This window comes from Streptomyces sp. SDT5-1 (assembly GCF_052245995.1).
In the GTDB taxonomy this organism is placed as follows: Bacteria; Actinomycetota; Actinomycetes; order Streptomycetales; family Streptomycetaceae; genus Streptomyces.
The window spans coordinates 3923959-3948360 of sequence record NZ_CM125963.1; the positions used below are offsets into that span (position 1 = coordinate 3923959).

Here is a 24402-nt window from a genome sequence, read left to right on the forward strand (position 1 = left end):
GGGTATTTCAAGCCCCTGCGGCGATTGAGCAGCGGGGTCCGGGGCGGAGCCCCGCGGCCTCGACCACGGGCTACCGGAGCTCCTCCGGGCACGGCGTGCCACGCGGCAACTGGTACGGCGCCGCGAGGCGGTACGTGCCCGGCTTCGGGGCCAGCAGTTCCGTCCACGCGTCGCCCGCTTCGTCCTTCTCCGTCTCGATCAGGCAGCCGTGCGCGTTCGCGTACCGCTTGGGAAGCGTGTCGTCGGACTTCCTGGCCCGCTTCGACGCCTCCGTCTCCTTGGGCGCACCGAGGCTCTTGCCCTTCGCGTCGACGACCGAGAGCCACGGCGAGTACGGGATGCGGATGAGGACGCGGCCGGGGCGGGTCACCTCGATGGTCAGCTCGCCCTGTTCCGCCGCGTCGACGACCGCGTGCGGCTCGGCGAGCGGGGTCGGGTCGGTGACGGCGAACAGCTGCCAGTTGGCGTCGCCCCACACCTGCTTGAGGTACGGAAGGCCGCGCTGGACGAGCTGGCGTTCGCGCTCGGCGCCCTTGCCGTCCGGGGCGTCCTTGGGCAGCACCACGTAGTGCACGGCCCAGCGGCGCAGCCACTCGCGGTAGTTCGCCGAGTTGAGGGTGTCGTCGTAGAAGAGCGGGTTGCGCTCCATGTCGGCCTGCCGGTTCCAGCCGCGCGCCAGGTTCACGTACGGGGCGAGCGCCGAGGCCTCGCGGTGCGAGCGAGCGGGGACCACCTCGACGCGCCCGTGCTCGGCGCGGACCTCCTGCAACTCGTTCACGAGCGGCGCGAGTTCGCGCGCCCAGGACGCGGCGGGCGTCGTGCGGACGACGTCGTCGACGGACTTGAAGCCGATCCACGCGTTGAAGGCGACGAACGCGACCACGGTGACGTACCACTGACGGGAGCGCGGCACCGTGAACGGCAGCGCCGCGAGCAGCGCGACGCCCGCGAACAGCATCGGGAGCCGCGTGATGTTGGAGCCGATCTGCGAGCTGATCAGCCACACCAGGAGCACGGAGAGCGTGTAGACGGCCGCCGTGATCCGGACCGTCAGCCAGCTCCTGGGCACGAGGACGTACGTGAGGACGCCGTACGCCATCGGCAGCAGCGCCGACCAGAACGACATCGGCTGCGTGCCGGAGAACGGGAACAGCCACGCCGACAGCGCCACGACGGCGGTCGGCGCGAGCCCGAGCGCGTACGCACCCGGGCGCCGCTTCTGGAGGAAGAGGGCCACCGCGACGAGACCGACGAAGAGGCCCGCCACCGGCGAGCAGGCGGTCGCGATGCCCGCGAGCGGCGCGGCGACGGCGGCCTTCGCCCACCGCTTGTGCCGCCAGCGGTACGGCCAGCAGAACACGGCGGCCGTCGCCGCGAGGCCGAACATCATGCCGAGGCCGAACGTCACGCGCCCCGACGCCGCGTTGCACAGCAGCGCGAAGACACCGGCGAGCGCGGGCCACAGCGGCTTGGCGACCACTCGCGTACGGATCAGGATCATGGTGAGCAGCGCCGCCGACAGCGTGCCCGCGCCCATCATCGTGGTGCGCACGCCGAACACCGACATCAGATACGGCGAGACCACGCTGTACGACACCGGGTGCATGCCGCCGTACCAGGCGAGGTTGTACGCGGAGTCGGGGTGCCGGCCGACGAACTCGGCCCAGGCGTCCTGCGCCGCGAGGTCCCCACCACTGTTCGCGAACGTGAAGAACCAGATGAGGTGGAGGAGCGCGGCCGCGGTGGTGGCGAGGGTGACGGGGTGCCGGACGAAGCTCTTCAGGCGGACGCCGGCGGACCGGTCATGAGCCCGTATTCGCGTGCGGCCCGCGCCCGAACCCGAGTCCGTGTCGTCGGCGCTCGTCGGCTCCGCTGTGGCCACTGCTGACACTCCCGTACGCCCATGTGCCGTTGTGAAAGTCCCGGTCTCGCGACGCTAGCACGGCGTCCGCGCACGGGCGCCGTGGGAGGCGGGCGGGTGCCTGCCTCCCACGGGGTGCCCGGAGGGCGTCAGCCGACGCGGGTCAGCTTCGCGCCGAACCCGGGCTCGGTGAGGCTCTTCTGGAGGGCCACGGGGACCTCCACGGCGCCGCCCTCGCCGTCGCCGACCTCGAGCACGCCGACCTGGTCGCCGGGCTTGCCGGTGTGCGGCACCGTCTTGCCGTCCTGGTCCGCGAGCTGGAGGTGGACGGTCTTGCCCGCCCAGCCGACGGCCTTGACGTCCTTGGTGACCGTGATCGGGGTGTGGCCGCCGAGCTGGTCGTCGACGTAGCCGACGACGTCGCCCTTCTTCAGGACCGTCGACGAGGTGACGGCGTCCTGGGCGGCGATCATCGCGGTCTTGCTGACCGCGTTGACCGTGTCGATGATCGGCGCCTTGTGCTGGCCGAGGACCGCGCCGACGACCGTGACGGTCTCGCCGCCGGTGTCCTTGGTGGCGGCGAACAGCAGGTTGCCGCCGGCCTTCGTCGTCGTGCCGGTCTTGATGCCGATGGCACCGTCGTACGGCACGAGGCGGTTGTAGTTGGTCCACTTCTTGCCGGACGGGTCGGTCCAGGTGGGCAGCTTGGTGATGTCGGTGAGCGCCGGGATCTGCACCAGCTCGTTGCCCAGCTTCACCTGGTCCTCGGCGGTGGAGACGGTGCTCTCCTTGAGGCCGGAGGGGTCGGTGTAGGTGGTGTTCTTCATGCCGAGCTTCTTCGCGGTGGCGTTCATCTTCTTGACGAACGCCTCCTCGGAGCCGGCGTCCCAGCGGGCCAGCAGCCGCGCGATGTTGTTCGCGGACGGGATCATGATCGCCGAGAGGGCGTCCTTCTCGGAGATCTTGTCGCCCTCCTTGACGGTGTTGAGCGTCGACTCGTTCTGCCCGTCGGCGTCGTAGCCGCCCTCCTTCTCGGCGGTGGCGTCGATGTCGATGGACGGGCCGTCCGCGCCCTGCTTCAGCGGGTGGTCCTTGAGGATGATGTACGCCGTCATGGACTTGGCGACGGACCCGATCGGCACAGGCGTCTGCTTGCCGAAGTGGTCCATGGTCCCGATCCCCTGGACGTCCATCCAGCCCTGGCCCTCGCCGGGCCACGGCAGGGAGGCCTTGTCGCCGTCGAACGTGTACGTGGCGTCGGCGGTGAGGGCGAGCGTCGGGGTGGGCAGCGGGCGGACGGCCTGCACGACCGCGAACACGATGACCAGCAGGATGACGATCGGCGTCCACACCTTGACCCGGCGCACCACGGTGCGGACGCGGGTCTCCGGGGGCGGCGGGGTGTTGGTCAGCTCCGCGAGCAGGTCGAGCGGGGGCTTCGGCGGGAGCGGCTGCTGCGTGGTCCGCTCCGCGGGCTCCACGGTGGGCTGCGGCTCGGCCTCCGGGGGCAGTTCCTTGCCCTCGTCGAGCGACTTGAGCGGCACGAACTTGCTGCTCTTCGCCGTGCCGGCGGCCTTGAGCGTGGTGGTCGGCTGATCCACGGGCGGCGCGACAGCCTTGAACACAGCGGTGGGCTGATCGCCCCCACCCTGGACGTCGGCGTCGGCCTTGGGCTCGGCGTCGGGCTTGCTGCCGGCGTCGGACTTGGCGCCGCTCTTGGGCGCGGCGTCGGGCGACTTGGCGCTGTCGGCGGACTTGGCGTCGGCCTTGGGCGCAGCGTCCGTAGCGGACTTGGCGTCGGCCTTGGGCGCAGCGTCCGTAGCGGACTTGGCGTCGGCCTTGGGCGCAGCGTCCGTAGCGGACTTGGCGTCGCTCTCGGGCTCGGCGTCGGACTTGCTGCCCGCTTCGGTCTTGGGCTCGGCGTCGGCCGACGTGCCGCCGTCGGCGGACTTGGCGTCGGACTTGGGCTCGGCGTCCGAAGCAGACTTCGCGCCGTCCTTGGCCGTGGCCTCCGCGCCCGTAGCGGACTTGGCGTCGCTTTCGGGCTCGGCGTCGGCCGACTTGCCGTCGTCGGCGGACTTGGCGTCGGACTTGGGCTCGGCGTCCGAAGCAGACTTCGCGCCGTCCTTGGCCGTGGCCTCCGCGCCCGTAGCGGACTTGGCGTCGCTTTCGGGCTCGGCGTCGGCCGACTTGCCGTCGTCGGCGGACTTGGCGTCGGACTTGGGCTCGGCGTCCGAAGCGGACTTCGCGCCGTCCTTGGCCGTGGCCTCGGGCTTGTCGCCGTCGGACGCGGCACCAGCCGCACCGGCGACACCAGCGGCAGCCTTCGCCCCGTCGCCGACAGGCTCGGCGTCGTCGGCCGGCTCGACGTCCGTCTCGGACTCACCGGACTCGGCGTCGCCCTCGGGCGTCTCGTCACCGGCAGGCTTGGCGCCGCCCTTGGGCGCGGCGTCCTCAGCGGGCTCGGCGTCCGCCTCGGGCTTCTCGGCGTCGGCGGCAGGCTTCGCATCGGCGTCGCCCTCGGGCTCACCGTCGTCCACAGGCTCGGCCTCGGCCTTGGGCGCCGCACCGCGCTTGGGCAGGGCGGACGCCTCGGCGTCGGCCTTGGGCGGGACCTCGCGCTTGGGCAGCCCCGAAGCGGCGGGCTTGCCGTCGGAGGCGGACGGTTCCGGGTCGTCCGGGTTTGCGGGTGCAGACGGGTTGGGGGGCTCGTCCCCCGACACCCACGCCGCGACCGCCGCGCGGAGCCGCTCGTCGCCCGTGTCGTCCGTGGACGCCGCGTCGCGGACCGAGAAGACGGCCGTCTCCTGGTCCACGCCGGACGGCTCCCGCGACACCGCGAGACGCGGATCCGCCTTCTGCTCACCCGAACCCGACTTGTCGGGGGTCCCCGCCACCGATGCCTCCTCGACCGATCAACCACTCAACCACTTGCCACCGGACAGCCTGTCCGAACCATGTACCAGTGTCCTGTGTGCGGGCTTAACCCACGTGGTAGACGAGAACGACATACCTGTAGGTTCCCGCCCAAAGCCCCCACGCACTCTCGACAGACCAATGTGAGAGGGGTCACCCTGTCATTCATCCACGCGGGGAGGCATGGATGGGCAGGAGCCGCAGAACACTTCCGGAGGAGCTTCTGCTGCTCGCTCTGGACCCGGCCACGGGTACCACAGCGCAGCCGCAGTCGCTCGACCTAGGTCTGGCCGGAGCACAGCTAGTAGAGCTGGCGCTGGCCGGACGGATAGCCCCAGACGGGGATCGTATCGCCGTGGTGGCACCACGGCCGACCGGAGATCCGACACTGGACTGCGCGTTGGAGTTGCTGCGAAGGCGTGGCGCTCCCGTACGGGCCGTCCACTGGATTGGCGGGCCACGTCTAGGGCTGCGCCAGACCTACCTCTCGCACCTGGAGCGGTGCGGCATGGTGCATGCCGTCGCCGGCCAGATGTGCGGGGTGCTGCCGACGACTCGCTATCAGGCGACGGACACGGCGATCAGCCGGGAGATCAGGGCCCGGCTGGACAGTGCGATCCGCACCGGGGTCCCACCGGACCCACGGACCGCGGCGCTCGCCGCGCTGGCCCACGCGGTCGGTCTCGGCAAGCACCTGTATCCGGGCAACGAGGGCAGGTCCTCGCGCTCCCGGCTGCGGGACCTCATCAGGCACGACCCGATGGGCGGCCTCGTGGCGCACGCCGTGATGGACGTCCAGAACGGCGTGGCGGCACAGCCGCGCCGCTCACCGGCCCCCTCGCAGGGCCGGGGTCCCTCGGAGCCCGCTCGCGGCGTTCCGATGCAGCCACGCCGCGGTTCCATGGCTCGCGCCGTGGCCCACTAGGCGAACCGCACGACAGGTACGACCCGTAGCACCACAGTGCCGCACCGTAGTCCCCACGATCCGGTTCGGGAGCCGCTGTACCGCGCGGGGTGACGCGCCGGGTGTCAGGACGACGCCCCGGCCGCCACCCCGCGCGGTCGCGTTTACATCCGTCGTTGTACATCTGCCGCTGTACATCCGCCGTTTCCCAGCGCTGGGGCGCCCTGGGGTGGCAATCTGCTGAGCAGTAGATACGCAACGTATGCAGAACAAAGAAATGCACGTAGCCGGAGGTGCACGTCCGTGGCGTCCAACGTCAATCCCACCGTCAGGCGACGCCGGTTGGGCCAGGAGCTGCGCCGGCTCCGCGAACTCAAGGGCATGACCGCAGAAGAGGTCGCCGAGCGCCTGCTGGTGTCGCAGTCGAAGATCAGCCGCCTGGAGAACGGGCGGCGCAGCATCAGCCAGCGCGACGTTCGCGATCTCTGCGGGGTGTACGAGGTCGAGGACCACCGGGTCATCGACTCGCTGATGCAAATGGCCAAGGATTCGCGCCAGCAAGGCTGGTGGCACTCCTTCGGCGACATTCCGTACAGCGTCTACATCGGTCTGGAGACCGACGCGGCGTCGCTGCGCGTGTACGAGTCGCAGTGCATCCCCGGCCTGCTCCAGACCCGCGGCTACGCGGAGGCGCTGATCCAGGGCGCGATGCCGGAGGCCTCGCTCACGGACGTCGAGAAGCGCGTGCAGGTGCGCATCAGGCGCCAGGAGCGGATCAACGACGAGGCGAACTCGCTGCGCCTGTGGGTGGTCCTGGACGAGGCGGCGCTGCGCCGCACGGTCGGCGGCTCCGCGGTGATGCGGGAGCAGCTGGAGCACCTCGCGGAGGTGTCGGGGCTGCCGCACGTGACCGTGCAGGTGCTGCCCTTCGACATGGGCGCGCACCCGGGCATCACGGGGCAGTACGCGATCCTCGAGTTCCCGGACGCGGCGGACTCCAGCGTGGTCTACATCGAGGGCGTGACCAGCGACCTCTACCTGGAGAAGACGCAGGACGTGCAGAAGTACAGCGTCATGTACGAGCATCTGCGGGCGCAGGCGCTGAACGTCGAGCAGTCCCGGCAGTTCATCCTGGAAGCCGCCAAGCGGCACACCCGCTGACGACCGCGGAAACGATCAACTCGCGTAACGGACCGCAGAGTTCAGGCCCCCGTTCCGGGCCCCGCCCGTGGGAAAGCGCCGCACGGTACACCTTTCCCACGGGCTCGCGGAAGACCCCCCTGGAATATGCCATCCGGTTGAGTGAATGGCCCCACCGCTCCGCCGAGTCGGCGAGTAGCGTCGATCACGCCAACAACAGACAAGGTGTTGGCGCAAAGCCACGGCAAGTCCGCGGCCCAGCAAGGGAAAACTGGCCAGACCGGAGCAGATCATGGCAATCACCAAGGGCGCTCAGCCCACCTGGATCAAGTCCTCGTACTCCGCCGGGAACGGCGCGTGCGTCGAGATCAAGTCACCCGAGTCCCACGCCGTAGCCGTCCGCGACTCCAAGGACCCGCAGGGTCCGAACCTGGCGTTCGCGCCGGCTTCGTGGAGCGCCTTCGTCACGGAGATGAGCCGGGTCGACAGCTGACCCAGCGCACTTCGTGAGACTGAGACAACCGAACAAGCACGACAGCACCACAGCACCACTGATAGAGCCCTCTCGACTGGTCCGCCGTCCTGGCCGAGGGGGCTCGGCTGTGTCCCGGAACGGAGAACCGGGACCGAGGGGTCAGCGGAGCTGGTCCACGTACTCGTCGGTGCCCGGGATCGTCGGGATGAAGGGCGCCATCAGTTCCACCCTGCCGAGGCCCGAGGCCGCCACCTCGTCGCCGAGGCCCGCGAAGTGCTCCTGCCACGCCTCGCGCGGGTCCGCCTGGAGGAACCAGAGCAGGGTGAGCCGGGTGTCGACGCCCTCGACCTGCTTCACGTACGTCATCCGGTCCCCCGGCAGCGGTGTCGGGCGGAAGACGGTGACCATGGCCGCGGGTGAGCCCGCGAGGCGTGCAGGCAGGTGGTCGTCGCGCAGCCAGGCGAGCAGTTCCGCGCGCTGCTCAGGACCCTCGGCGTCGATCACCTCGACGACCAGGCCCCGGTACGGGTGGTCGAGCGCGTGGAAGTCGCGGGGCCCTTCGTCGCCGTCCCGGTACACGGTCGCCTCGTGGTCCTGGAACGACGTGAAGACGTGGGTGCGGTCCTGGTGGACGCGGTCGTCCCGGTTGAGCCGTTTGTTGATGCCGACGGTCCACTTCATGTGGTCGTCGTAGCGCCCCTCGGTGATCCAGTACGTGGAGATGTAGCAGCCCGCCGTGACGGGCTCGGCGACCGCCGACTTCTCGGGGTAGCGAAGCAGCTGGAGGTCGCGGGTGGCGACCCAGCGGCGGCCCGCGTACATCCACGGCATGGCCATCGCGCCGGCGTAGTAGTGGTCGTCCTCGTACCAGCGGTTGTACGCGTGCTCGTGGCCCGGGTGGGGTTCGACCATGGTGATCAGGGCGTGCCCGGGGCGCACCCCGTAGGGGCCGACGGCCGCCAGTTCCGCGTAGGTCTCGCTGTGCGTGTCCTCCATGCCGCTCACACCTTCCATCTCCCGTTCGACGCCCATACTCTGACGCCCCGTCAGACAGAACGCCAGAGCCGGGAGGCGAACCGATGGTGAATGCGGAACTGCTTGCGGGGAAGACCGTGATCGTCTCCGGCGTGGGCGCGGGGCTCGGCCGCCGGGTCGTCGAGGCGGTGCTGCGCGACGGCGGGAACGCCGTCCTGGGCGCGCGCACCGAGTCCCATCTCGCGGCTTGCGCCAAGGAGTTGGACCCGGAGGGCACGCGCACCGCGTTCCGTTCGACCGACATCGGCGACGAGGCGCAGTGCGAGGCGCTGGCCGATCTGGCGGGCGAGCGGTTCGGCGGGGTGGACGCCGTCGTCCACGTGGCGGCCTGGGACAGCTACTTCGGCGGCCTGGAGGACGCCGACTTCGAGACCTGGAGCAAGGTCGTCGACGTGAACCTGCTCGGCACGCTCCGGATGACCCGCGCCTGCCTGCCCGCCCTCAAGGAGCGCGGCGGCTCCGTCGTCTTCATCGGCACGCAGTCGGCGGTGGCGGCGCCCACCCAGGTGCGCCAGGCGGCGTACGCGGCGTCCAAGGGCGCCCTGACGAGCGCCATGTACTCGCTGGCGCGGGAGCTGGGCCCGCACCGGATCCGGGTGAACACCGTGCTGCCCGGCTGGATGTGGGGCCCGCCCGTGCAGGCCTACGTGCAGATCACCGCGCAGACCGAGGGCGTGCCGGAGGACGAGGTGCTCGGCCGGCTCACCGAGCGGATGGCGCTGCCCGATCTGGCCACGGACGGGGACGTGGCCGACGCGGCGGTCTTCCTCGCGTCCGACCGGGCGCGCGCGATCACCGGACAGCAACTGCTGGTCAATGCCGGGGAGCTGATGCGGTAGGCGGGCGGGGCGGGCCCCGCGCACACCCCTTCACCCGTTCTGAATTCTGTCCGGAGTTCATATCCGTGACTGCAGAACTCTTGACCGGCCCCATGCGCGGAGGTTCAATCCCCCACGTCCCCAACACCCTTGCCGGGGGCAACCGTTGTTCGGCGGAACCCCTGGAGGGGGCACATGAACAGTCTCGACTGGGTCGTGCTCATCGCCTATTTCGGCGTGATGGTCGCGATCGGCGTCTGGTCCCACAAGCGCGTCGACAACGTTTCCGACTTCTTCACGGCGGGCGGCCGGATGCCCTGGTGGCTGTCCGGCATCTCGCACCACATGTCCGGCTACAGCGCCGTCATGTTCACCGGTTACGCCGGTATCGCGTACACGTACGGCGTGACGTCCTTCGTCACCTGGTCCTTCCCGATCGCGCTCGGCATCGCCATCGGCGCCCGGCTCTTCGCTCCCCGCATCAACCGGCTGCGCTCCCGTCTGCACGTGGCGTCGCCGCTCGAGTACCTGAAGAACCGCTACAACCTGGGCACCCAGCAGGCCCTCGCCTGGTCCGGGATGCTGCTCAAGATCGTCGACGTGGGCGCCAAGTGGGCGGCCATCGCGACGCTGTTGTCCGTGTTCACAGGTGTGTCCCTGAACCAGGGCATCCTGATCACCGGCGCCATCACCGCCGTCTACTGCACGATCGGCGGTCTGTGGGCCGACGCGCTCACCGAACTCGGCCAGTTCGTCATCCAGTTGCTGGCCGGGGTCTCGATGTTCATCGCGGTCGTGCTCGAACTGAGCGACAAGCACATCGGCTTCTTCGAGGCCTGGAGCAGGCCCGAGCTGGAGGGCCACGGCAAGCCGCTGGTCGGCCCGTACGGCACGGTGTTCCTGCTCGCGTTCCTCTTCATCAAGCTCTTCGAGTACAACGGCGGCATGCTCAACCAGGCCCAGCGGTACATGGCGACGAGCAGCGGGCACGAGGCCAAGCGGTCCGCGTACCTGTCCGCCGCGCTGTGGCTGATCTGGCCGGTCGTGCTGTTCTTCCCGATGTGGATGTCGCCGCTGCTGGTCGACGCGCAGAAGCCGGACGGCTCGGACAGTTACGGCCTGATGACCGAACAGCTGCTGCCGCACGGCCTGTTGGGCCTCGTCATCGTCGGCTTCTTCTCGCACACGATGGCCATGTGCTCCTCGGACGCCAACGCGATCGCGGCCGTCTTCACCCGGGACGTGGCGCCCGCGCTGTCCTCGAAGGCACGGCAGTGGGGCCCGCGCACCGGCCTCGTCGCGGCCCGCCTGACGACGGTGATCTTCCTGGCGCTGTCCATGGCGGTGGCGACGCAGGTGAACTCGCCGACGTTCAAGGACATCATCACGGTCGTCATCAAGTGGGTGGCCGGCCTGATGGGCCCGATCGCGATCCCGATGATGCTGGGGCTGCTGCGCCAGTTCCGCAGGTCGGGTCCGACCGCCGCGCTCACCAGCTGGGGCATGGGCCTGCTCGCGTTCTGGCTGGTCAACTACCCGATCAGCTGGAACATCGAGGGCGGCGTGCCGCTCCAGTACCAGGTGTCGATCCCGCTCGCCGTCTCGCTCGTGCTCTACATCCTCGTCGGGTACATCAAGCCGGAGGACACCCCGGAGCGCGACGCGATCATCGAGCGCATCAACTCCGACGGCGACGGGGCGGCCGCCGCGGCCGTGCCGACGCCCGCCGGGGCCGGGGACGACGTGCTCGGCTCCCGCGTGAAGGACTGAGCGCAGCACGCGGGCCGCGCGGGTGTCGTACGACGCCTACACGGCCCGCGGGTAGCGCGCCAGCCACGCCGACGACGCGGTCGCCGGGCTGTGCAGCGCCGGGCCCTGCGTCATCTCCATCGCGAAGTCGTCCGCGAGCTCCAGGATCGTGGGCCGCCCCTCCAGCTCCGCCACCCACGCGGGCGGCAGCGCCGTCTCCCCGTGCAGCGCGCCGAGCAGCCCGCCGCACAACGAGCCGACCTGCGCGGACGGACCGCCGTGGTGGACGGCGAGGTTCAGCCCGTGCCGGATGTCGTCGCCGACCAGCGCGCAGTACACGGCGGCGGCGAGCACACCGGGCCCTTCGCCGTCGCCGACCAGCTCGCCGACCCGCGCCGCGGTCGGCATCCCCTGCCGTACGGCGCCGAGCGCGTGCTTGAGCGCGTCCACGACCGGCGGATGCCCGGGGCGCGCGACGAGCAGGGCGAGCGCCCGCTGCACGGCGGCGTCGAGGGAGTCGCCGCGCGCGAGGGCGTGCACGAGGACCGCGTAGGCGCCGGCCGTCAGGTAGGCCTCGGGGGCGCCGTGCGTGTGGACGGCGCACTCGACGGCGAGCTGGAGCACCAGCTGCGGCTCCCAGCCGACGAGCAGGCCGAACGGCGCGGACCGGGTGGCGGCCTCGGCGCCGGTGGCGTCCGGGTTCTTGGGGCGGTCGAGGGTGCCCATGACGTCGTTGCCGAGCCCCAGCAGGCAGGCCTGGGAGGCGCCGCGCCGGGAGTACAGCCACTCCTCGCGGGCCAGCCAGCCGTCCTCCTTGCGGCGCAGGTCGGGGCCCCAGTCGCGCTGGGTCGCCACCCAGCGCAGATAGGCGCGGTGCACGTCGGTCGGCGGATGCCAGGCGCCGGTGTCGCGCCGCACCTGGGCGCGGATGAGACCGTCCACGGTGAACAGCGACAGCTGCGTGGCGGCGCTGATGGCCCCCGTCCGCCCGTACACGGGCACGAGCTGTTTCAGCCCCTCGTCACCGTGCTCGGCGTGGATCCCGTCGAGCGTGAGGCCGTCGAGCGGGGCGCCGAGGGTGTCGCCGAGTGCGGCACCGAGCAGGGTCCCGCGCACTCTGCTGCGGAAATCCTGCTGTTCGGCGCGGCCCCAGACGGCCGCGGCGTTGGGCGCTGCGCCCATGGGGGACTCCTCCTGTCACGACCCTCGACCCTTCGGCTTGCAGCACTGTAATCGACCGTCGTCGACCAGGAATGTTCACGAAGTGATGGGATCGTGGACGACCCCGCCCATGACGAACACGGGCGGGGTCCGTCCCCTGCGATTCGCCCCTTACGGCTCAAGCACCGGCAGCAGTTCCGGCAGGTGGCCGTCGGAGGCCTGGGCCGAGCGCACCCGCTCCTCGGATACCGGCCCGTACAGCGTCGTGCGCGGCTTGGAGGGGCGGCCCGCCGCGTCGGCGACCGCGATCAGGTCCTTGACCGACTTGTACGAGCCGTAGGACGAGCCGGCCATCCGGGAGATGGTCTCCTCCATGAGCGTGCCGCCCAGGTCGTTCGCCCCCGAGCGCAGCATCTCGGCCGCGCCCTCCGTGCCGAGCTTCACCCAGCTCGTCTGGATGTTGGGGATGTGCGGGTGCAGGAGGATCCGGGCCATGGCCGTGACCGCCCGGTTGTCACGGGTGGTCGGGCCCGGACGGGCGATGCCCGCGAGGTAGACCGGCGCGTTCGTGTGGATGAACGGGAGCGTCACGAACTCGGTAAAGCCGCCCGTCTCCTGCTGGATGCCCGCCAGGGTCCGCAGGTGGCCGAGCCAGTGGCGGGGCTGGTCCACGTGCCCGTACATCATCGTCGAGGACGAGCGGATGCCCAGCTCGTGGGCCGTCTTGACGACCTCGATCCACGTGGCGGTGGGCAGCTTGCCCTTGGTGAGGATCCAGCGGACCTCGTCGTCGAGGATCTCCGCCGCCGTGCCGGGGATCGAGTCGAGGCCCGCCTCCTTGGCGGCCGTCAGCCACTCGCGGATGGACATGCCGGTGCGGGACGCGCCGTTCACGACCTCCATCGGCGAGAACGCGTGCACGTGCATGCCGGGCACCCGCTCCTTCACCGCCTTCGCGATGTCGAAGTAGGCCGTGCCGGGCAGGTCCGGATGGATGCCGCCCTGCATGCAGACCTCGACCGCGCCGACGTCCCACGCCTGCTGCGCCCGGTCCGCGACCTGCTCCAGGGAGAGCGTGTACGCGTCGGCGTCCGTGCGGCGCTGGGCGAACGCGCAGAAGCGGCAGCCGGTGTAGCAGACGTTCGTGAAGTTGATGTTCCTGGTGACGATGTACGTGACGTCGTCACCGACGACCGACTTCCGGATGTCGTCCGCGATGCCGCACAGCGCGTCGAGCGCCGGACCGTCGGCGTGCAGCAGAGCGAGCGCCTCGTCGTCGGTGAGCTTCGTCGGATCGTCGGCCGCCTGCTTCAGGGCGGCGCGCACGTCACCGTCGATGCGGGACGGCTCCATGCCGGGGGCCGCCTGCTCGCGCAGCGCCTCCCAGTCGCCGTACACGACGTCGAAGTCGTCGCGGCGGTCGGACGTGCGGCCCTCGGTGTCGATGGTGCGGTGCAGGTCGGTGCGGCCGGACGCCGCCACGTACCCCTCGTCGGGCTCCTGCCAGGGTCGGCCGACGACGGGCGCGTCGGCGACCGCGAGACCGTCCGCGTCGGACAGCGCCCGCACGTGCGGGAGGAGCCGCGGGTCGAGCCACGGCTCGCCGCGCGTCACGAACTCCGGGTACACGCACAGCCGTTCCCGCAGCTCGAAGCCGACCTCGGCGGACCGGGCCGCCAGCTCGTCCAGTCGGGGCCACGGCTTCTCGGGGTTCACGTGGTCGATGGTCACCGGGGACACACCGCCCCAGTCGTCGATGCCGGCCGCGATGAGGCGGGCGTACTCGCCGTCGACGAGGTTCGGCGGGGCCTGGATGTTGCCCGCGGGGCCCATGATGTGGCGGGCGACCGCGACCGTCGCCACGAGGTCGTCGAGCTCGGCGTCGGGCATGCCGCGCATCGCCGTGTCCGGCTTGGCCCGGAAGTTCTGGATGATCAGTTCCTGGATGCCGTGGTACGAGCGGGCGACGCGGCGCAGCGCGAACAGCGAGTCGGCGCGCTCCTCGTACGTCTCACCGATCCCGATGAGCAGACCGGACGTGAACGGCACGGACGAGCGGCCCGCGTCCTCCAGCACCCGGAGCCGCACGGCCGGTTCCTTGTCGGGCGAGCCGTAGTGCGGCATGCCCGGCTCGGACCACAGCCGCTCGGCGGTCGTCTCCAGCATCATGCCCATGGACGGGGCGACCGGCTTGAGCCGCTGGAAGTCGGTCCAGGACAGCACCCCCGGGTTGAGGTGCGGCAGCAGCCCGGTCTCCTCCAGGATCCGGATCGATATGGCGCGGACGTAGGCGATGGTGTCGTCGTAGCCGTGCGCGTCGAGCCACTCGCGGGCCTCGGGCCAGCGGTCCTCCGGCTTGTCGCCGAGCGTGATGAGGGCTTCCTTGCAGCCCATCTCGGCGCCCTTGCGGGCGACGTCGAGCACCTCGTCGGGCGACATGAACATTCCGTGGCCCTCGCGGCGCAGCTTGCCGGGGACCGTCACGAACGTGCAGTAGTGGCACTTGTCGCGGCACAGTCGGGTGAGCGGGATGAACACGCTCTTGCTGTACGTGATGACGCCCGGCCTGCCGGCCGCCTCCAGGCCCGCGTCGCGCACCCGGGCGGCGGACGCGGTGAGGTCGGCCAGGTCGTCGCCGCGCGCCTGCAACAGCACGGCGGCCTCCGTCACGTCCAGCGCGACCCCGTCTCTGGCCCGTTTCAGGGCGCGGCGCATCGCGTTGGCGGTGGGACGGTCGGCCTCGGGGGGCTGCGGTACGGCGTCCTGATCACTCATGAACCGAGCATACGAGCGCCATCCGGACACTTCGAGGGCGCCCGTCGGTGCCCTTCCCTTGCAACGGAGTTCACGGCTCAATACAAGGGTTGCGCCCACCACGCCAGCCACCCCTGGGAGCCGCCACATGTGCACCGACGCCCAACACGGAATCGGCAGACGGGCCTTGCTCGTGACCGGCGCCGCGAGCGCGCTTACGCTCACCGGCATGAGCTTCGCCAGCGCCGCCGACGGCTCGACCTCCACGAAGACGCTCAAGGGCACCCTGCCGCCCGGCTCCCCGGACTACGTGTACCTGCCGGTGGACGTGCCGGCGGGGGTGCGCGAGTTCCGGGTCTCGTACACGTACGAGAAGGCCACCGGGCTCCCGGCCGGGACCCAGAACAACGCGCTCGACATCGGTGTCTTCGACGAGCGCGGCACGGCGCTCGGCGGCGAGGGCTTCCGCGGCTGGTCGGGCGGCGCCCGCACCGAGTTCTTCGTCCGCTCCGACGACGCGACCCCCGGCTACATCCCCGGCCCGGTCCGCCCCGGCCGCTGGAACATCGCGCTCGGCCCGTACACGGTCGCCCCTGAGGGCCTGCCGTACGAGGTGACGGTGACGCTCACGCACGGCACGGCGGATCCGACGCCGCGGCCCACGTATCCGCCGGAGCGGGCGCGCGGCCGGGGACGTGCCTGGTACCGGGGCGACTGCCATCTGCACTCCTGGTACTCGGACGGCCGCCGCACCCCCGCCGAGATCGGCGCGCTCGCCCGCGCCGCCGGGCTCGACTTCATCAACACGTCCGACCACAACACGCACTCGGCGCACGCCCATTGGTCCGACGTGGCGGGCGACGACCTGCTGGTGATGATCGGCGAGGAGATCACGACCAGGAACGGCCACGTCGTCGCGCTCGGGACCGACCCGGGGACCTTCATCGACTGGCGCTACCGGGCCCGCGACAACCGCTGGGCGCAGTACGCGCGGCAGATCCGGCGCGCGGGCGGCCTCGTCGTCCCCGCCCACCCGCACGCGACGTGCATCGGCTGCGGCTGGAAGTTCGGCTTCGGCGAGGCGGACGCGGTCGAGGTGTGGAACGGCCCGTACACCCCGGACGACGAGGTGTCCCTGGCCGACTGGGACAACACGCTGGTCGCGCACGCCCGTTCCGGCGGCCGCACGGGCTGGATCCCGGCGATGGGCAACAGCGACGCGCACCGCGACCCGGACCGCGTGGGCGGGCCGCAGACCGTGGTCCTGGCGGACGATCTGAGCCGGTCGGCGATCCAGGCGGGCATCAAGGCGGGCCGGTCGTACGTCGCGGAGTCCAAGGACGTCGAGGTCGCGTTCACGGCGAGCGGCGGCAAGGGCCGGGTCGCGGGCATCGGCGAGCGCCTCGCGGTCGACGCCGACGCCCCGGTCACGGTCGAGCTGAGGGCGAAGGCGCCGGCGGGCTGCACCCTGCACATCGTCACGGACCAGGGCACCCTGTTCACCTCGGCGGCGGGCGCGACGACCGCGACCTGGCGGACGACCGCGTCCTACGCCGCGTACGTACGGGCCGAGGTCCGGCACGCCCCGGCGACGCAGGGTCTGCCGGGAGCGCTCGCGGCCTTCACGAACCCGATCTTCCTGGGCGCGTGACGGCGGGCGGTGCGGCCTACTCCTCGACGACCAGGACCGGCGTTCGCCGGTTCAGCACCTCGCCGCGGAAGAACGCCGGGCTGCGCCGCCCCATCACCAGCATGATCACGAGGCCGACGAGCAGCAGCCCGACGCCGATCACGAAGACCGAGCCGACCCCGAACACCGAGGAACCGCTGCCGTACGCCGGGTTCCACATGTCGACGAGCGTCTTCACGAAGACCGCCGAGAGCAGGACGCCGCCGAGCAGCGGGAAGAGGCCCTTGAAGGCGAAGTCACGGACCGAGTCGCGCAGTTCCGCCTTGAAGTACCAGGCGCAGGCGAAGGCCGTCAGCGCGTAGTAGAAGCAGATCATGAGGCCGAGCGCGTAGATCGTGTCGACGAGGACGTGCTCGGAGACCAGCGTCATGACCGTGTAGAAGACGCCCGTCGCGACACCCGCCGTGACGGTGGCGCGGCCCGGCGTGCGGAACTTCGGGTGCACCTTCGCGTACGAGGCGGGCAGCGCCTCGTACGTCGACATGGCGAGGACCGTGCGGGCGACCGGGATGAACGTCGTCTGGAGGCTGGCCGCCGCGGACGCGAGGACGGCGACGAAGAGCAGGATGCCGAGGGTCGGGCCCATGACCGGGCCGGCGAGCGCGGCGAAGACGTTGTCGGAGGTCGCCGGGTTGGCGAGGCCGAGGCCCTTGTCTCCGGAGCCGACGACCATCTGCGCGGCGACGCCCGTGGCGAGGTAGGAGCCGACCAGGACGACCATCGCGATGAGCGCGGCGCGGCCCGGCGTCTTGTCGCTGCCGATCGTCTCCTCGTTGGCGGTCAGGCAGGTGTCCCAGCCCCAGTACATGAAGATCGACAGGGACAGTCCCGCCGTGAACGCGCCGAAGGACTGCACCGAGAACGGGTTCAGCCACGACCAGGAGAAGTCCACCGAGGTCGCGGCGAAGTCGGCGGAGCCCGCCTTGGCGACCGCCATCGCGACGAAGACGGCGAGCACCACGAGCTGGAGCCCGACCAGCGTGTACTGCACGCCCTTCGTCGCGGTCATGCCGCGGTAGCTGATGGCCGTCGCGGCGGCGATCAGGGCGAGGCAGGTGACGATGTGGACGGCCTTGTTGTCGTCGAGCGCCGCCACCGACGTGCTGTTGGTGATCTCGCCCGCGAGCAGCCAGAAGTACGAGGTGGCGACCCCGGCGAGGTTCGACAGGACGATGATCGTCGCGATCACCAGGCCCCAGCCGCACATCCAGCCGACGCGCGGCCCGAAGGCCTTCACGGTCCAGGTGAAGGACGTGCCGCAGTCCGGCATGACCTTGTTGAGCTCCCGGTACGCGAAGGCGACGAGGAGCATCGGCAGGAAGCCCGCGAGGAACACGGCCGGCATCTGGAGGCCGACCTCACCGGCCGTGGAGCCGAGCGTGGAGGTCAGGCAGTAGACGGGGGCGACCGTGGAGACGCCGATGACGGCGCTGCCCATCAGGCCGACGGAGTTCCCGCCGAGGCCCTTGCCCCCGCCGCCCTCCGCGGTCGAGTCTGCGGCCCGCCCCGTCGAGGGCCGTGCGTCCAACTGAGTCATGAACAGGACGTTAAATCCTGCGGTTTCCACATCTGACAGCTTTTGTCAGGACCGTGAAGGCTCTCAATCCATGGGCAATTCGGGCAGTCGCTCCACACATCCCAGGAAGATGAGACAACCCTACCCGCAGATCGCAGGCCAATTGCCCGGCGTTCGATATTCGGTAATCGAAGCCGGGTCCGATTTGGCCCGATTCAAAATTTTCCCGTGGCTACTGCGTCACGCCCGGGGCCGCTGCGCGACCTGCGGCGTCCTGAAGCGGCGGACGGCGGCGGGCACCGCGTAGAGCAGGCCCAGCGTCGCGAGGGCGAGGACCGGCGCGAGGAGCTGCGTCGAGATGCACAGGGCCAGCACGACCGCCGCCGCGAGGCCGATCCAGAACACCAGGTGCTCGCGGTCGCTGCCGCCCCGCCGGGACAGCTTCGTCGCCGTGTAGATCAGCACGGCGACGGCGGCGGCGTCGATGAGCCCCAGCACGTTCGGGATGTGCAGCAGCGCGGCGATGCCCGCGGGCACCAGCCACAGCAGGCCGAGCATCGGGCGTCCCGGAAGCCCCGGCTTCCCGGCCTGCGGGACGGCGGTGGGGTGCGGCAGCGGCGCCACGGGGGCGGGGTGCGGCACGGGCACGGGGGCGGCGCCCGGTCCGTACGCCGGGTGCTGCTGCCCGTACGGGGACCAGGCCTGCGCCGGCGTCGAAGGCGGCGTGGGCGTCGAGGGCGGCGGCGTCGAGGGCGCGGGGCCGAAGCCGGGCGACTCGTGCAGCGCCGTGTCGGCCCGCGCCTCCAGGTTGAGGAGCCGCCCCGACGTACGGGCGATCAGCGAGACGACCTCGGCGGGCAGCCAGGTCTCGCCCGTCGTGTCGTGCGCCCGCGCGAGCGCGCCGAGCCGCGCCGCGTCGGGACGCCGCTCCGGCTCCGGGTCGAGGCACTGCCGGATCAGGTCCCGCAGCTCGTCCCCCACGCCCGGGAGCTGCGGGTCGAGGCTGCCGCGGTGCGGCTGGTGGCCGGTGGCGGCGAAGGCGAGGGTGAGGCCGTAGCTGTAGACGTCGGTGGCGGCGGTGACCTTCTCGCCGTACGCCTGCTCCGGCGACATGTAGGCGGGGGTGCCGATCCGGACGCCGGTCGAGGTCAGGCCCGCGGACGACAGGCCCGCGTCGAGGGCGGCGTGCACGATCCCGAAGTCGATGAGGCGGGGCCCGTCGGCGGCCAGCAGCACGTTCGACGGCTTGAGGTCGCGGTGCACGAGCCGCGCGCCGTGCACGTGCTCCAGGGTCCGCGCGAGGTCCGCCGCGAGCCGCCACAGCGAAGGGGCGGGCAGCGGCCCGAACCGGTCGACCGAGTCCTGGAGCGAGGGGCCCGCCACGTACTCCGACGCGTACCAGGGGTGGAGTTCGTCGAGGCCCGTGTCGACGACCGGCACCGTGCCCGGCGCCCCGACCCTGCGGACCACGTCGGCCTCGCGCCGGAAGCGCTCGCGGAAACCCGGCTGCGCCGCCATGTCGGCGTGGATGAACTTCAGCGCGACGGAGCGGCCGCCCTCGTTGCGGGCCAGATAGACCCGCCCCATGCCGCCCTCACCGATCCGCCCGAGCATCCGGTACGTGCCGACCGTGCGCGGATCCCGCGCCTCCAGCGCCTCCATGGAACCCCCGGTTCCGCCGTAGTGACCGTTCACAACTGCGCATTTTCACATGCCCAGTTGTAGACACGCAGCGGAGCTGCCCGGGGGTTCCGTGGGGCCTGTGGTGCCTGCGAGGCGGCGCGCCGGGCGGCTATCCGGGCCAGACGATCGACTGCCACTCGCTGTACGCGTGCAGGGCGTACGAGCCGACGTCGCGGCCCACGCCGCTCTTCTTGAAGCCGCCGAACGGCGCCTCCATGTTCCGCCCGATGGTGTTCACGCCGACCCCGCCTGCCCGCAGCCGCCGCGCGACGCGGAACGCCCGCGCGACGTCGCCGGACCACACGTAGTCGATGAGGCCGTAGTCGGAGTCGTTGGCGAGCGCGACCGCCTCGTCCTCGTCCCCCTCGAACGGCACCACGGCGACGACCGGGCCGAAGATCTCCTCCCGCACCACCCGCATGTCGTTGGTGCAGTCGGCGAGCAGCGTGGGCGCGACGTAGAAGCCCCGCTCCATGTCGGGCCGCTCGCCACCGGCGACGACCGTCGCGCCCTCCTTGCGTCCCAGCTCGACGTACGACTCGACGCGCTCGCGGTGGGCCGCCGAGATGACGGGCCCGACGACCGTCCCTTTGGCGCGTGGATCGCCGACCTTCATGTACCCGATGTACGCCGTCAGCTTGGCGACGAACGCGTCGTACACGGACCGGTGCACGATCGCCCGCGTCGGGGCGGTGCAGATCTGCCCGCTGTAGAAGGCGTACGTCGTCCCGATCCCGGCGACCGCGGCGTCCAGGTCGGCGTCGTCGAGGACGACCGCGGCGCCCTTGCCGCCCAGCTCCATCAGCTGCCGCTTCATGGACCTGCCGCACACCTCGCCGATGCGCTGGCCGACGGCGGTGGAGCCGGTGAAGGACACCATGTCGACGTCCGGGGATTCGACGGCGGCCTCGCCGACGCCGACCTCCGTGCCGCTGACGACGTTCACGACACCGGCCGGGACGCCCGCCTCCTCCAGGGCCGCCGCCATCCGGAACACGGACAGCGGGTCCTGCGGCGCCGGCTTCACGACCACGGTGTTGCCCATGGCGAGCGCGGGCGCGACCTTGCCCGCCGGGTTGGCCCACGGATTGTTGTACGAGGTGATGCAGGTGACGACGCCGACCGGCTGGCGCACGGCGAGCGCGCCCGTCACGCCCGCCTTCCCCATCGGCCCGGCCTCGTTGATCTGCGGCGGCATCGCCTCCTCGACGGGCTCCAGGGCCCCCTTCGCGTACCGCCGGAACCGGGCGACGCCCACGGCGACCTGCATGCCGCGCGCGGTCCCCGTCGTCGCGCCGCTCTCCGCCTGCGCCAGCTCGGCGTTGGCGGCGAAGTCCCGCTGCATCAGGTCGGCGGCCCGGTCGAGGATCGCGGCCCGCTCCTCCGGCTTCGTGCGCGACCACGCCTCGAAGGCGTCGCGGGCCGCGCGCGCGGCGTCGTGCACCTGCTGCCGCGACGCCTCCGGTGCCCGCCCGACGACGGACTCGCTCGCCGGATCGACGACGTCGTAGTACCCGCCGTCGGGCTCGACCCACTCGCCCCCGACGAACAGCCGCTGGGATTCGGTCACTTCGTACTCACCGTCCGCGTATCGGCACCGGAGCGCAGCACCTTGCCGGGCACGGCGCCGCTCACGACGTCGTCCCGCATCGCCTCGACGCCGTTGACCCACACGGCGGTCACGCCGATCGCCTTGGAGTCGAGCCGAGGGCTGTCGCCGGGCAGATCGTGCACGAGCGTGGCCTTGCCCGCGTCGATGGTCTCGGGGTCGAACAGCACCAGATCGGCGTGCCACCCCTCCTGGATCCGCCCGCGCTCCCGCAGCCCGAACAGCTGGGCGGGATCGTCGGTCAGCATCTTCACGGCCTGCTCGAGCCCCACCAGCTTCCGCCCGCGCAGACAGTCCCCGATGAACCGGGTCGTGTACGGCGCCCCGCACATCCGGTCCAGGTGCGCGCCCGCGTCGGAGCCGCCGAGCATGACGTCCTCGTGGTTCCACGTCTCGGCACGCAGCGCCCAGGAGTCCGGGTCGTTGTCGGTGGGCATCGGCCACAGCACGGTCCGCAGCCGGTCGTTGGCGCAGATCTCGACGAGGCACTCGAAGGGCTCCTGCCCGCGCTCGGCGGCGATGTCCCGCACCACCCGCCCGGAGAGCCCCTCGTTCGCCTCGGAGTACGTGTCCCCGATGACGTACCGCCCGAAGTTGGCGAGCCGCCGGAAGACACCGGCCTCCTTGCTGTCGGCGCGCCGCAGCATCTCGGCGCGGACGTCCGGGTCCCGCAGCTTCGCGATCCGCTCGTCGACGGGCAGCCCGAGGATCTCGCCCCACCCGGGTATCAGGTTCAGCGCGCAGAACGTCCCGAGGCTCATGTTCATCGGCGTCAGGATCGGCATCGTCAGCGCGACGATCCGACCGCCCGACTTCCTGGCCCGCTCGCTCGCCTCCAACTGCCGGGGCACCCGCTCGGGCACGGCGGCGTCGATGGTGAGCACGTTCCAGTTGAGCGGTCGCCCGGCGGCCGCCGTCATGTCGACGAACAACTCGATCTCGTCGTCGCTGAACTGATCGAGGCACCCGGCGACGATGGCCTCGATCTGCGTCCCCTCGTGCTCACCGACCGCCTTGCTGAGTGCGATCAGCTCGGCGGGCTTCGCGTGCCGGGAGGCGACCGGCTGCCCGTCCCCGTCGGAGTGCGAGGACGACTGGGTGGTGGAGAGCCCCCAGGCCCCGGCGTCCATGGCGTCCTTCAACAGGCCGACCATCCGGTCGAGTTGCTCGGGAGTCGGCTGCCCACCGACGGCATCGGCGCCCATCACGTACCGCCGCAGCGCACAGTGCCCCACCATGAACCCGGCGTTGACCGCGATCCGCCCGTCGAGCGCGCCCAGATAATCGCCGAACGAGTTCCACGTCCACGGCGCGCCCTCCTCCAGGGCCACCAGGGACATCCCCTCGACCCGGGACATCATCCGCCGCGTGTAGTCGGCGTCACCGGGCTGCTCCGGGTTGAGCGGAGCGAGCGTGAACCCGCAGTTCCCGCCGGCGACGGTCGTCACGCCGTGGTTGAGGGACGGCGTGGCGTACGGGTCCCAGAACAACTGGGCGTCGTAGTGCGTGTGCGGATCGACGAACCCGGGAGCCAGCACGAGCCCCGAGGCGTCCTCGCTGCTCCGCGCCTCTTCGGCGACCTTCCCCGGCTCGGCGACGACGGCGATCCGCCCGCCCCGGATCCCGACATCGGCGGTGTAGGCGGGCCCACCGGTCCCGTCGACAACGGTGGCGCCCTTGATGAGGTGGTCGAGCATAGGAGTCCGTCTCCTTTCGGTCTTTTCGCGTGCCTCGCGGCGGTCGAGCGGGAAATCCACGCCCCTGCGGCGATCGAGCAGCGGGGCCCGGGTGAAGCCCCGCACCCGCAACCCACCGGAGGGCCCGGCCCCCGTCCGGGAAGGGGAGACCGGGCCCGTCCGGAGGACCTACGCCGCCGAGCGGAACCGCGTGGTCCTGTGCACCGGATCCGTGTCGATCTTCGGAATCACGTGCTCCCCGATCAGCTTGATCGAGTTGAGCGTGTCCTCGTGCGACACCCCGATGGGCAGCCCGAACGACAGCTGGTCGGCCCCCGCCTGCTCCCACCGCTTGCACTGCCGGAGCACCTCGTCCGGGTCACCGCAGATCATCAGCTCCTCCGCGATGAGCAGCTCGATGATCTCCTCGGAGTAGTCCGGCAGCAGCTCGGGCCACTCCGGGATCCCCTCGGGCCGCGGGAACGTGTCGTGGTACCGGAACAGCAGCGACTGGAGGTAGTTGAGCCCGCCGTTGACGGCGATCTGCACCGCCTTCTCGTGCGTCTCGGCGCAGATGGCGGTCGACGTCACCATGACGTTGTCGTTGACGAAGTCACCGACCGGGTCCGGGTCCTGGATGGCGGTCTTGTACTGCTCGAGGACCCACTCCATGTCGGAGACCTTCTGCACGGAGAAGCCCAGCACGCCGAGCCCCTTCTTCGCCGCCATGGCGTACGAGGGCGGGGACCCGGCCGCGTACCACATGGCGGGGTGGGACTTGCCGTGCGGCTTGGGCAGCACCTTGCGGGGCGGCAGCTCCCAGTGCTTGCCCTTGAACCCCACGTACTCGTCCTGGAGCCACATCTTGGGGAACTCGCGGATGGTCTCTTCCCAGATCTCCTTGGTGTGGTTCATGTCGGTGACGCCCGGCATGAACCCGAGGATCTCGTGGCTTCCGGCACCCCGCCCGCTGCCGAACTCGAACCGCCCCTCGCTGAGGTGGTCGAGCATGGCGACCTTCTCCGCCACCTTCACCGGGTGGTTGACCGGCGCCAGCGGATTGAAGATGCCGGACCCGAGGTGGATCCGCTCGGTGGCGTGCGCGAGGTAGCCGAGGAAGACATCGTTCGCGGAGAGGTGCGAGTACTCCTCCAGGAAGTGGTGCTCGGACGCCCAGGCGTACTTGAAGCCGGACTTGTCCGCCTGGATGACGTACTCGGTCTCGTTCATGAGCGCGCGGTGCTCGGCCGTCGGGTCGGTCAGCGCCTGCTTGCCCAAGTATCCCTGTACAAAGAGCCCGAATTCCAAGGAGGTTCACCGTCCTCGTCAGTTTCTGACGCATCGTCAGATTGGTGGGATCGACTGTTCCACCGGACCCGTCGAGCGTCAATACCTGACGCATCGTCAGCTATCGA

General features: G+C 71.0%; 16 protein-coding genes. 6 read left to right on the forward strand and 10 right to left on the reverse strand.

Annotated features, from left to right (window positions below; all coding sequences use genetic code 11):
* Positions 1 to 70: 70 nt before the first annotated feature.
* Both ACTWJ8_RS18145 and ACTWJ8_RS18150 read right to left on the reverse strand, forming a co-directional pair.
* A complete protein-coding gene (locus ACTWJ8_RS18145) occupies positions 71 to 1882 on the reverse strand; it encodes an MFS transporter (protein WP_443264526.1) in 1812 nt (603 codons plus the stop codon).
* A gap of 128 nt (positions 1883 to 2010) precedes the next feature.
* The gene (locus tag ACTWJ8_RS18150) at positions 2011 to 4758 is read right to left on the reverse strand and encodes a D-alanyl-D-alanine carboxypeptidase (protein ID WP_443264527.1); all 2748 of its coding nucleotides are present in this window, start codon (positions 4756 to 4758) and stop codon (positions 2011 to 2013) included.
* A gap of 206 nt (positions 4759 to 4964) precedes the next feature.
* On the opposite strand from ACTWJ8_RS18150, the gene ACTWJ8_RS18155 reads away from it, so the two are divergent.
* The 3 genes from ACTWJ8_RS18155 to ACTWJ8_RS18165 all read left to right on the forward strand — a co-directional run bounded on the left by ACTWJ8_RS18155 (position 4965) and on the right by ACTWJ8_RS18165 (position 7314).
* Complete coding sequence (locus ACTWJ8_RS18155; RefSeq protein WP_356384006.1) at positions 4965 to 5702, forward strand: GOLPH3/VPS74 family protein; 738 nt, start codon at positions 4965 to 4967, stop codon at positions 5700 to 5702.
* A 282-nt stretch (positions 5703 to 5984) separates the two neighbouring features.
* Positions 5985 to 6842: a helix-turn-helix domain-containing protein gene (locus tag ACTWJ8_RS18160; RefSeq protein ID WP_356384003.1), complete on the forward strand. Its 858-nt coding sequence runs from the start codon at positions 5985 to 5987 to the stop codon at positions 6840 to 6842.
* A 271-nt stretch (positions 6843 to 7113) separates the two neighbouring features.
* Positions 7114 to 7314, forward strand: a complete 201-nt coding sequence (locus ACTWJ8_RS18165; protein WP_356384000.1) for a DUF397 domain-containing protein — start codon at positions 7114 to 7116, stop codon at positions 7312 to 7314.
* Between the two features lie 141 nt (positions 7315 to 7455).
* On the opposite strand, the gene ACTWJ8_RS18170 is transcribed toward ACTWJ8_RS18165, so the two are convergent.
* Positions 7456 to 8292: a hypothetical protein gene (locus tag ACTWJ8_RS18170; RefSeq protein WP_356383997.1), complete on the reverse strand. Its 837-nt coding sequence runs from the start codon at positions 8290 to 8292 to the stop codon at positions 7456 to 7458.
* An 83-nt stretch (positions 8293 to 8375) separates the two neighbouring features.
* Between ACTWJ8_RS18170 and ACTWJ8_RS18175 the strand changes: the two genes are divergently transcribed.
* A complete protein-coding gene (locus ACTWJ8_RS18175; RefSeq protein ID WP_443264528.1) occupies positions 8376 to 9170 on the forward strand; it encodes an SDR family oxidoreductase in 795 nt (264 codons plus the stop codon).
* 174 nt (positions 9171 to 9344) lie between these two features.
* Complete coding sequence (locus ACTWJ8_RS18180; protein WP_356383991.1) at positions 9345 to 10919, forward strand: sodium:solute symporter family protein; 1575 nt, start codon at positions 9345 to 9347, stop codon at positions 10917 to 10919.
* A gap of 36 nt (positions 10920 to 10955) precedes the next feature.
* Here ACTWJ8_RS18180 and ACTWJ8_RS18185 read toward each other — a convergent pair whose 3' ends face one another.
* Positions 10956 to 12080 (reverse strand): ADP-ribosylglycohydrolase family protein, encoded by a 1125-nt coding sequence (locus ACTWJ8_RS18185; RefSeq protein ID WP_443264529.1) that lies wholly within the window; start codon positions 12078 to 12080, stop codon positions 10956 to 10958.
* 150 nt (positions 12081 to 12230) lie between these two features.
* The gene (locus ACTWJ8_RS18190; protein ID WP_356383985.1) at positions 12231 to 14834 is read right to left on the reverse strand and encodes a bifunctional FO biosynthesis protein CofGH; all 2604 of its coding nucleotides are present in this window, start codon (positions 14832 to 14834) and stop codon (positions 12231 to 12233) included.
* A 127-nt stretch (positions 14835 to 14961) separates the two neighbouring features.
* Between ACTWJ8_RS18190 and ACTWJ8_RS18195 the strand changes: the two genes are divergently transcribed.
* Entirely contained in the window at positions 14962 to 16464 is a 1503-nt protein-coding gene (locus ACTWJ8_RS18195; protein WP_443264530.1) for a CehA/McbA family metallohydrolase, read from the forward strand.
* Between the two features lie 16 nt (positions 16465 to 16480).
* Here ACTWJ8_RS18195 and ACTWJ8_RS18200 read toward each other — a convergent pair whose 3' ends face one another.
* The 5 genes from ACTWJ8_RS18200 to ACTWJ8_RS18220 form a co-directional block, all read right to left on the reverse strand.
* Positions 16481 to 18040 (reverse strand): APC family permease, encoded by a 1560-nt coding sequence (locus ACTWJ8_RS18200; RefSeq protein WP_443264531.1) that lies wholly within the window; start codon positions 18038 to 18040, stop codon positions 16481 to 16483.
* A 219-nt stretch (positions 18041 to 18259) separates the two neighbouring features.
* Positions 18260 to 19714, reverse strand: a complete 1455-nt coding sequence (locus ACTWJ8_RS18205) for a serine/threonine-protein kinase (protein ID WP_443264532.1) — start codon at positions 19712 to 19714, stop codon at positions 18260 to 18262.
* A gap of 97 nt (positions 19715 to 19811) precedes the next feature.
* Complete coding sequence (locus ACTWJ8_RS18210; protein ID WP_443264533.1) at positions 19812 to 21272, reverse strand: aldehyde dehydrogenase family protein; 1461 nt, start codon at positions 21270 to 21272, stop codon at positions 19812 to 19814.
* Positions 21269 to 23008 (reverse strand): N-acyl-D-amino-acid deacylase family protein, encoded by a 1740-nt coding sequence (locus tag ACTWJ8_RS18215; protein WP_356383971.1) that lies wholly within the window; start codon positions 23006 to 23008, stop codon positions 21269 to 21271. Before ACTWJ8_RS18215 ends, ACTWJ8_RS18210 begins: the two co-directional genes overlap by 4 nt.
* 168 nt (positions 23009 to 23176) lie before the next feature.
* Entirely contained in the window at positions 23177 to 24295 is a 1119-nt protein-coding gene (locus ACTWJ8_RS18220; RefSeq protein ID WP_356383968.1) for an LLM class flavin-dependent oxidoreductase, read from the reverse strand.
* Positions 24296 to 24402: the final 107 nt, after the last annotated feature.

What these genes read in the sequence shown, in the direction of transcription:
- ACTWJ8_RS18155 (WP_356384006.1), top strand. Translation starts at nt 4,965, where the DNA reads ATGGGCAGGAGCCGCAGAACACTTCCGGAGGAGCTTCTGCTGCTCGCT.
- ACTWJ8_RS18165 (WP_356384000.1), top strand. Translation starts at nt 7,114, where the DNA reads ATGGCAATCACCAAGGGCGCTCAGCCCACCTGGATCAAGTCCTCGTAC.
- ACTWJ8_RS18170 (WP_356383997.1), bottom strand. Translation starts at nt 8,292, where the DNA reads ATGGAGGACACGCACAGCGAGACCTACGCGGAACTGGCGGCCGTCGGC.
- ACTWJ8_RS18175 (WP_443264528.1), top strand. Translation starts at nt 8,376, where the DNA reads ATGGTGAATGCGGAACTGCTTGCGGGGAAGACCGTGATCGTCTCCGGC.
- ACTWJ8_RS18180 (WP_356383991.1), top strand. Translation starts at nt 9,345, where the DNA reads ATGAACAGTCTCGACTGGGTCGTGCTCATCGCCTATTTCGGCGTGATG.
- ACTWJ8_RS18185 (WP_443264529.1), bottom strand. Translation starts at nt 12,080, where the DNA reads ATGGGCGCAGCGCCCAACGCCGCGGCCGTCTGGGGCCGCGCCGAACAG.
- ACTWJ8_RS18190 (WP_356383985.1), bottom strand. Translation starts at nt 14,834, where the DNA reads ATGAGTGATCAGGACGCCGTACCGCAGCCCCCCGAGGCCGACCGTCCC.
- ACTWJ8_RS18195 (WP_443264530.1), top strand. Translation starts at nt 14,962, where the DNA reads ATGTGCACCGACGCCCAACACGGAATCGGCAGACGGGCCTTGCTCGTG.
- ACTWJ8_RS18200 (WP_443264531.1), bottom strand. Translation starts at nt 18,040, where the DNA reads ATGACTCAGTTGGACGCACGGCCCTCGACGGGGCGGGCCGCAGACTCG.
- ACTWJ8_RS18215 (WP_356383971.1), bottom strand. Translation starts at nt 23,008, where the DNA reads ATGCTCGACCACCTCATCAAGGGCGCCACCGTTGTCGACGGGACCGGT.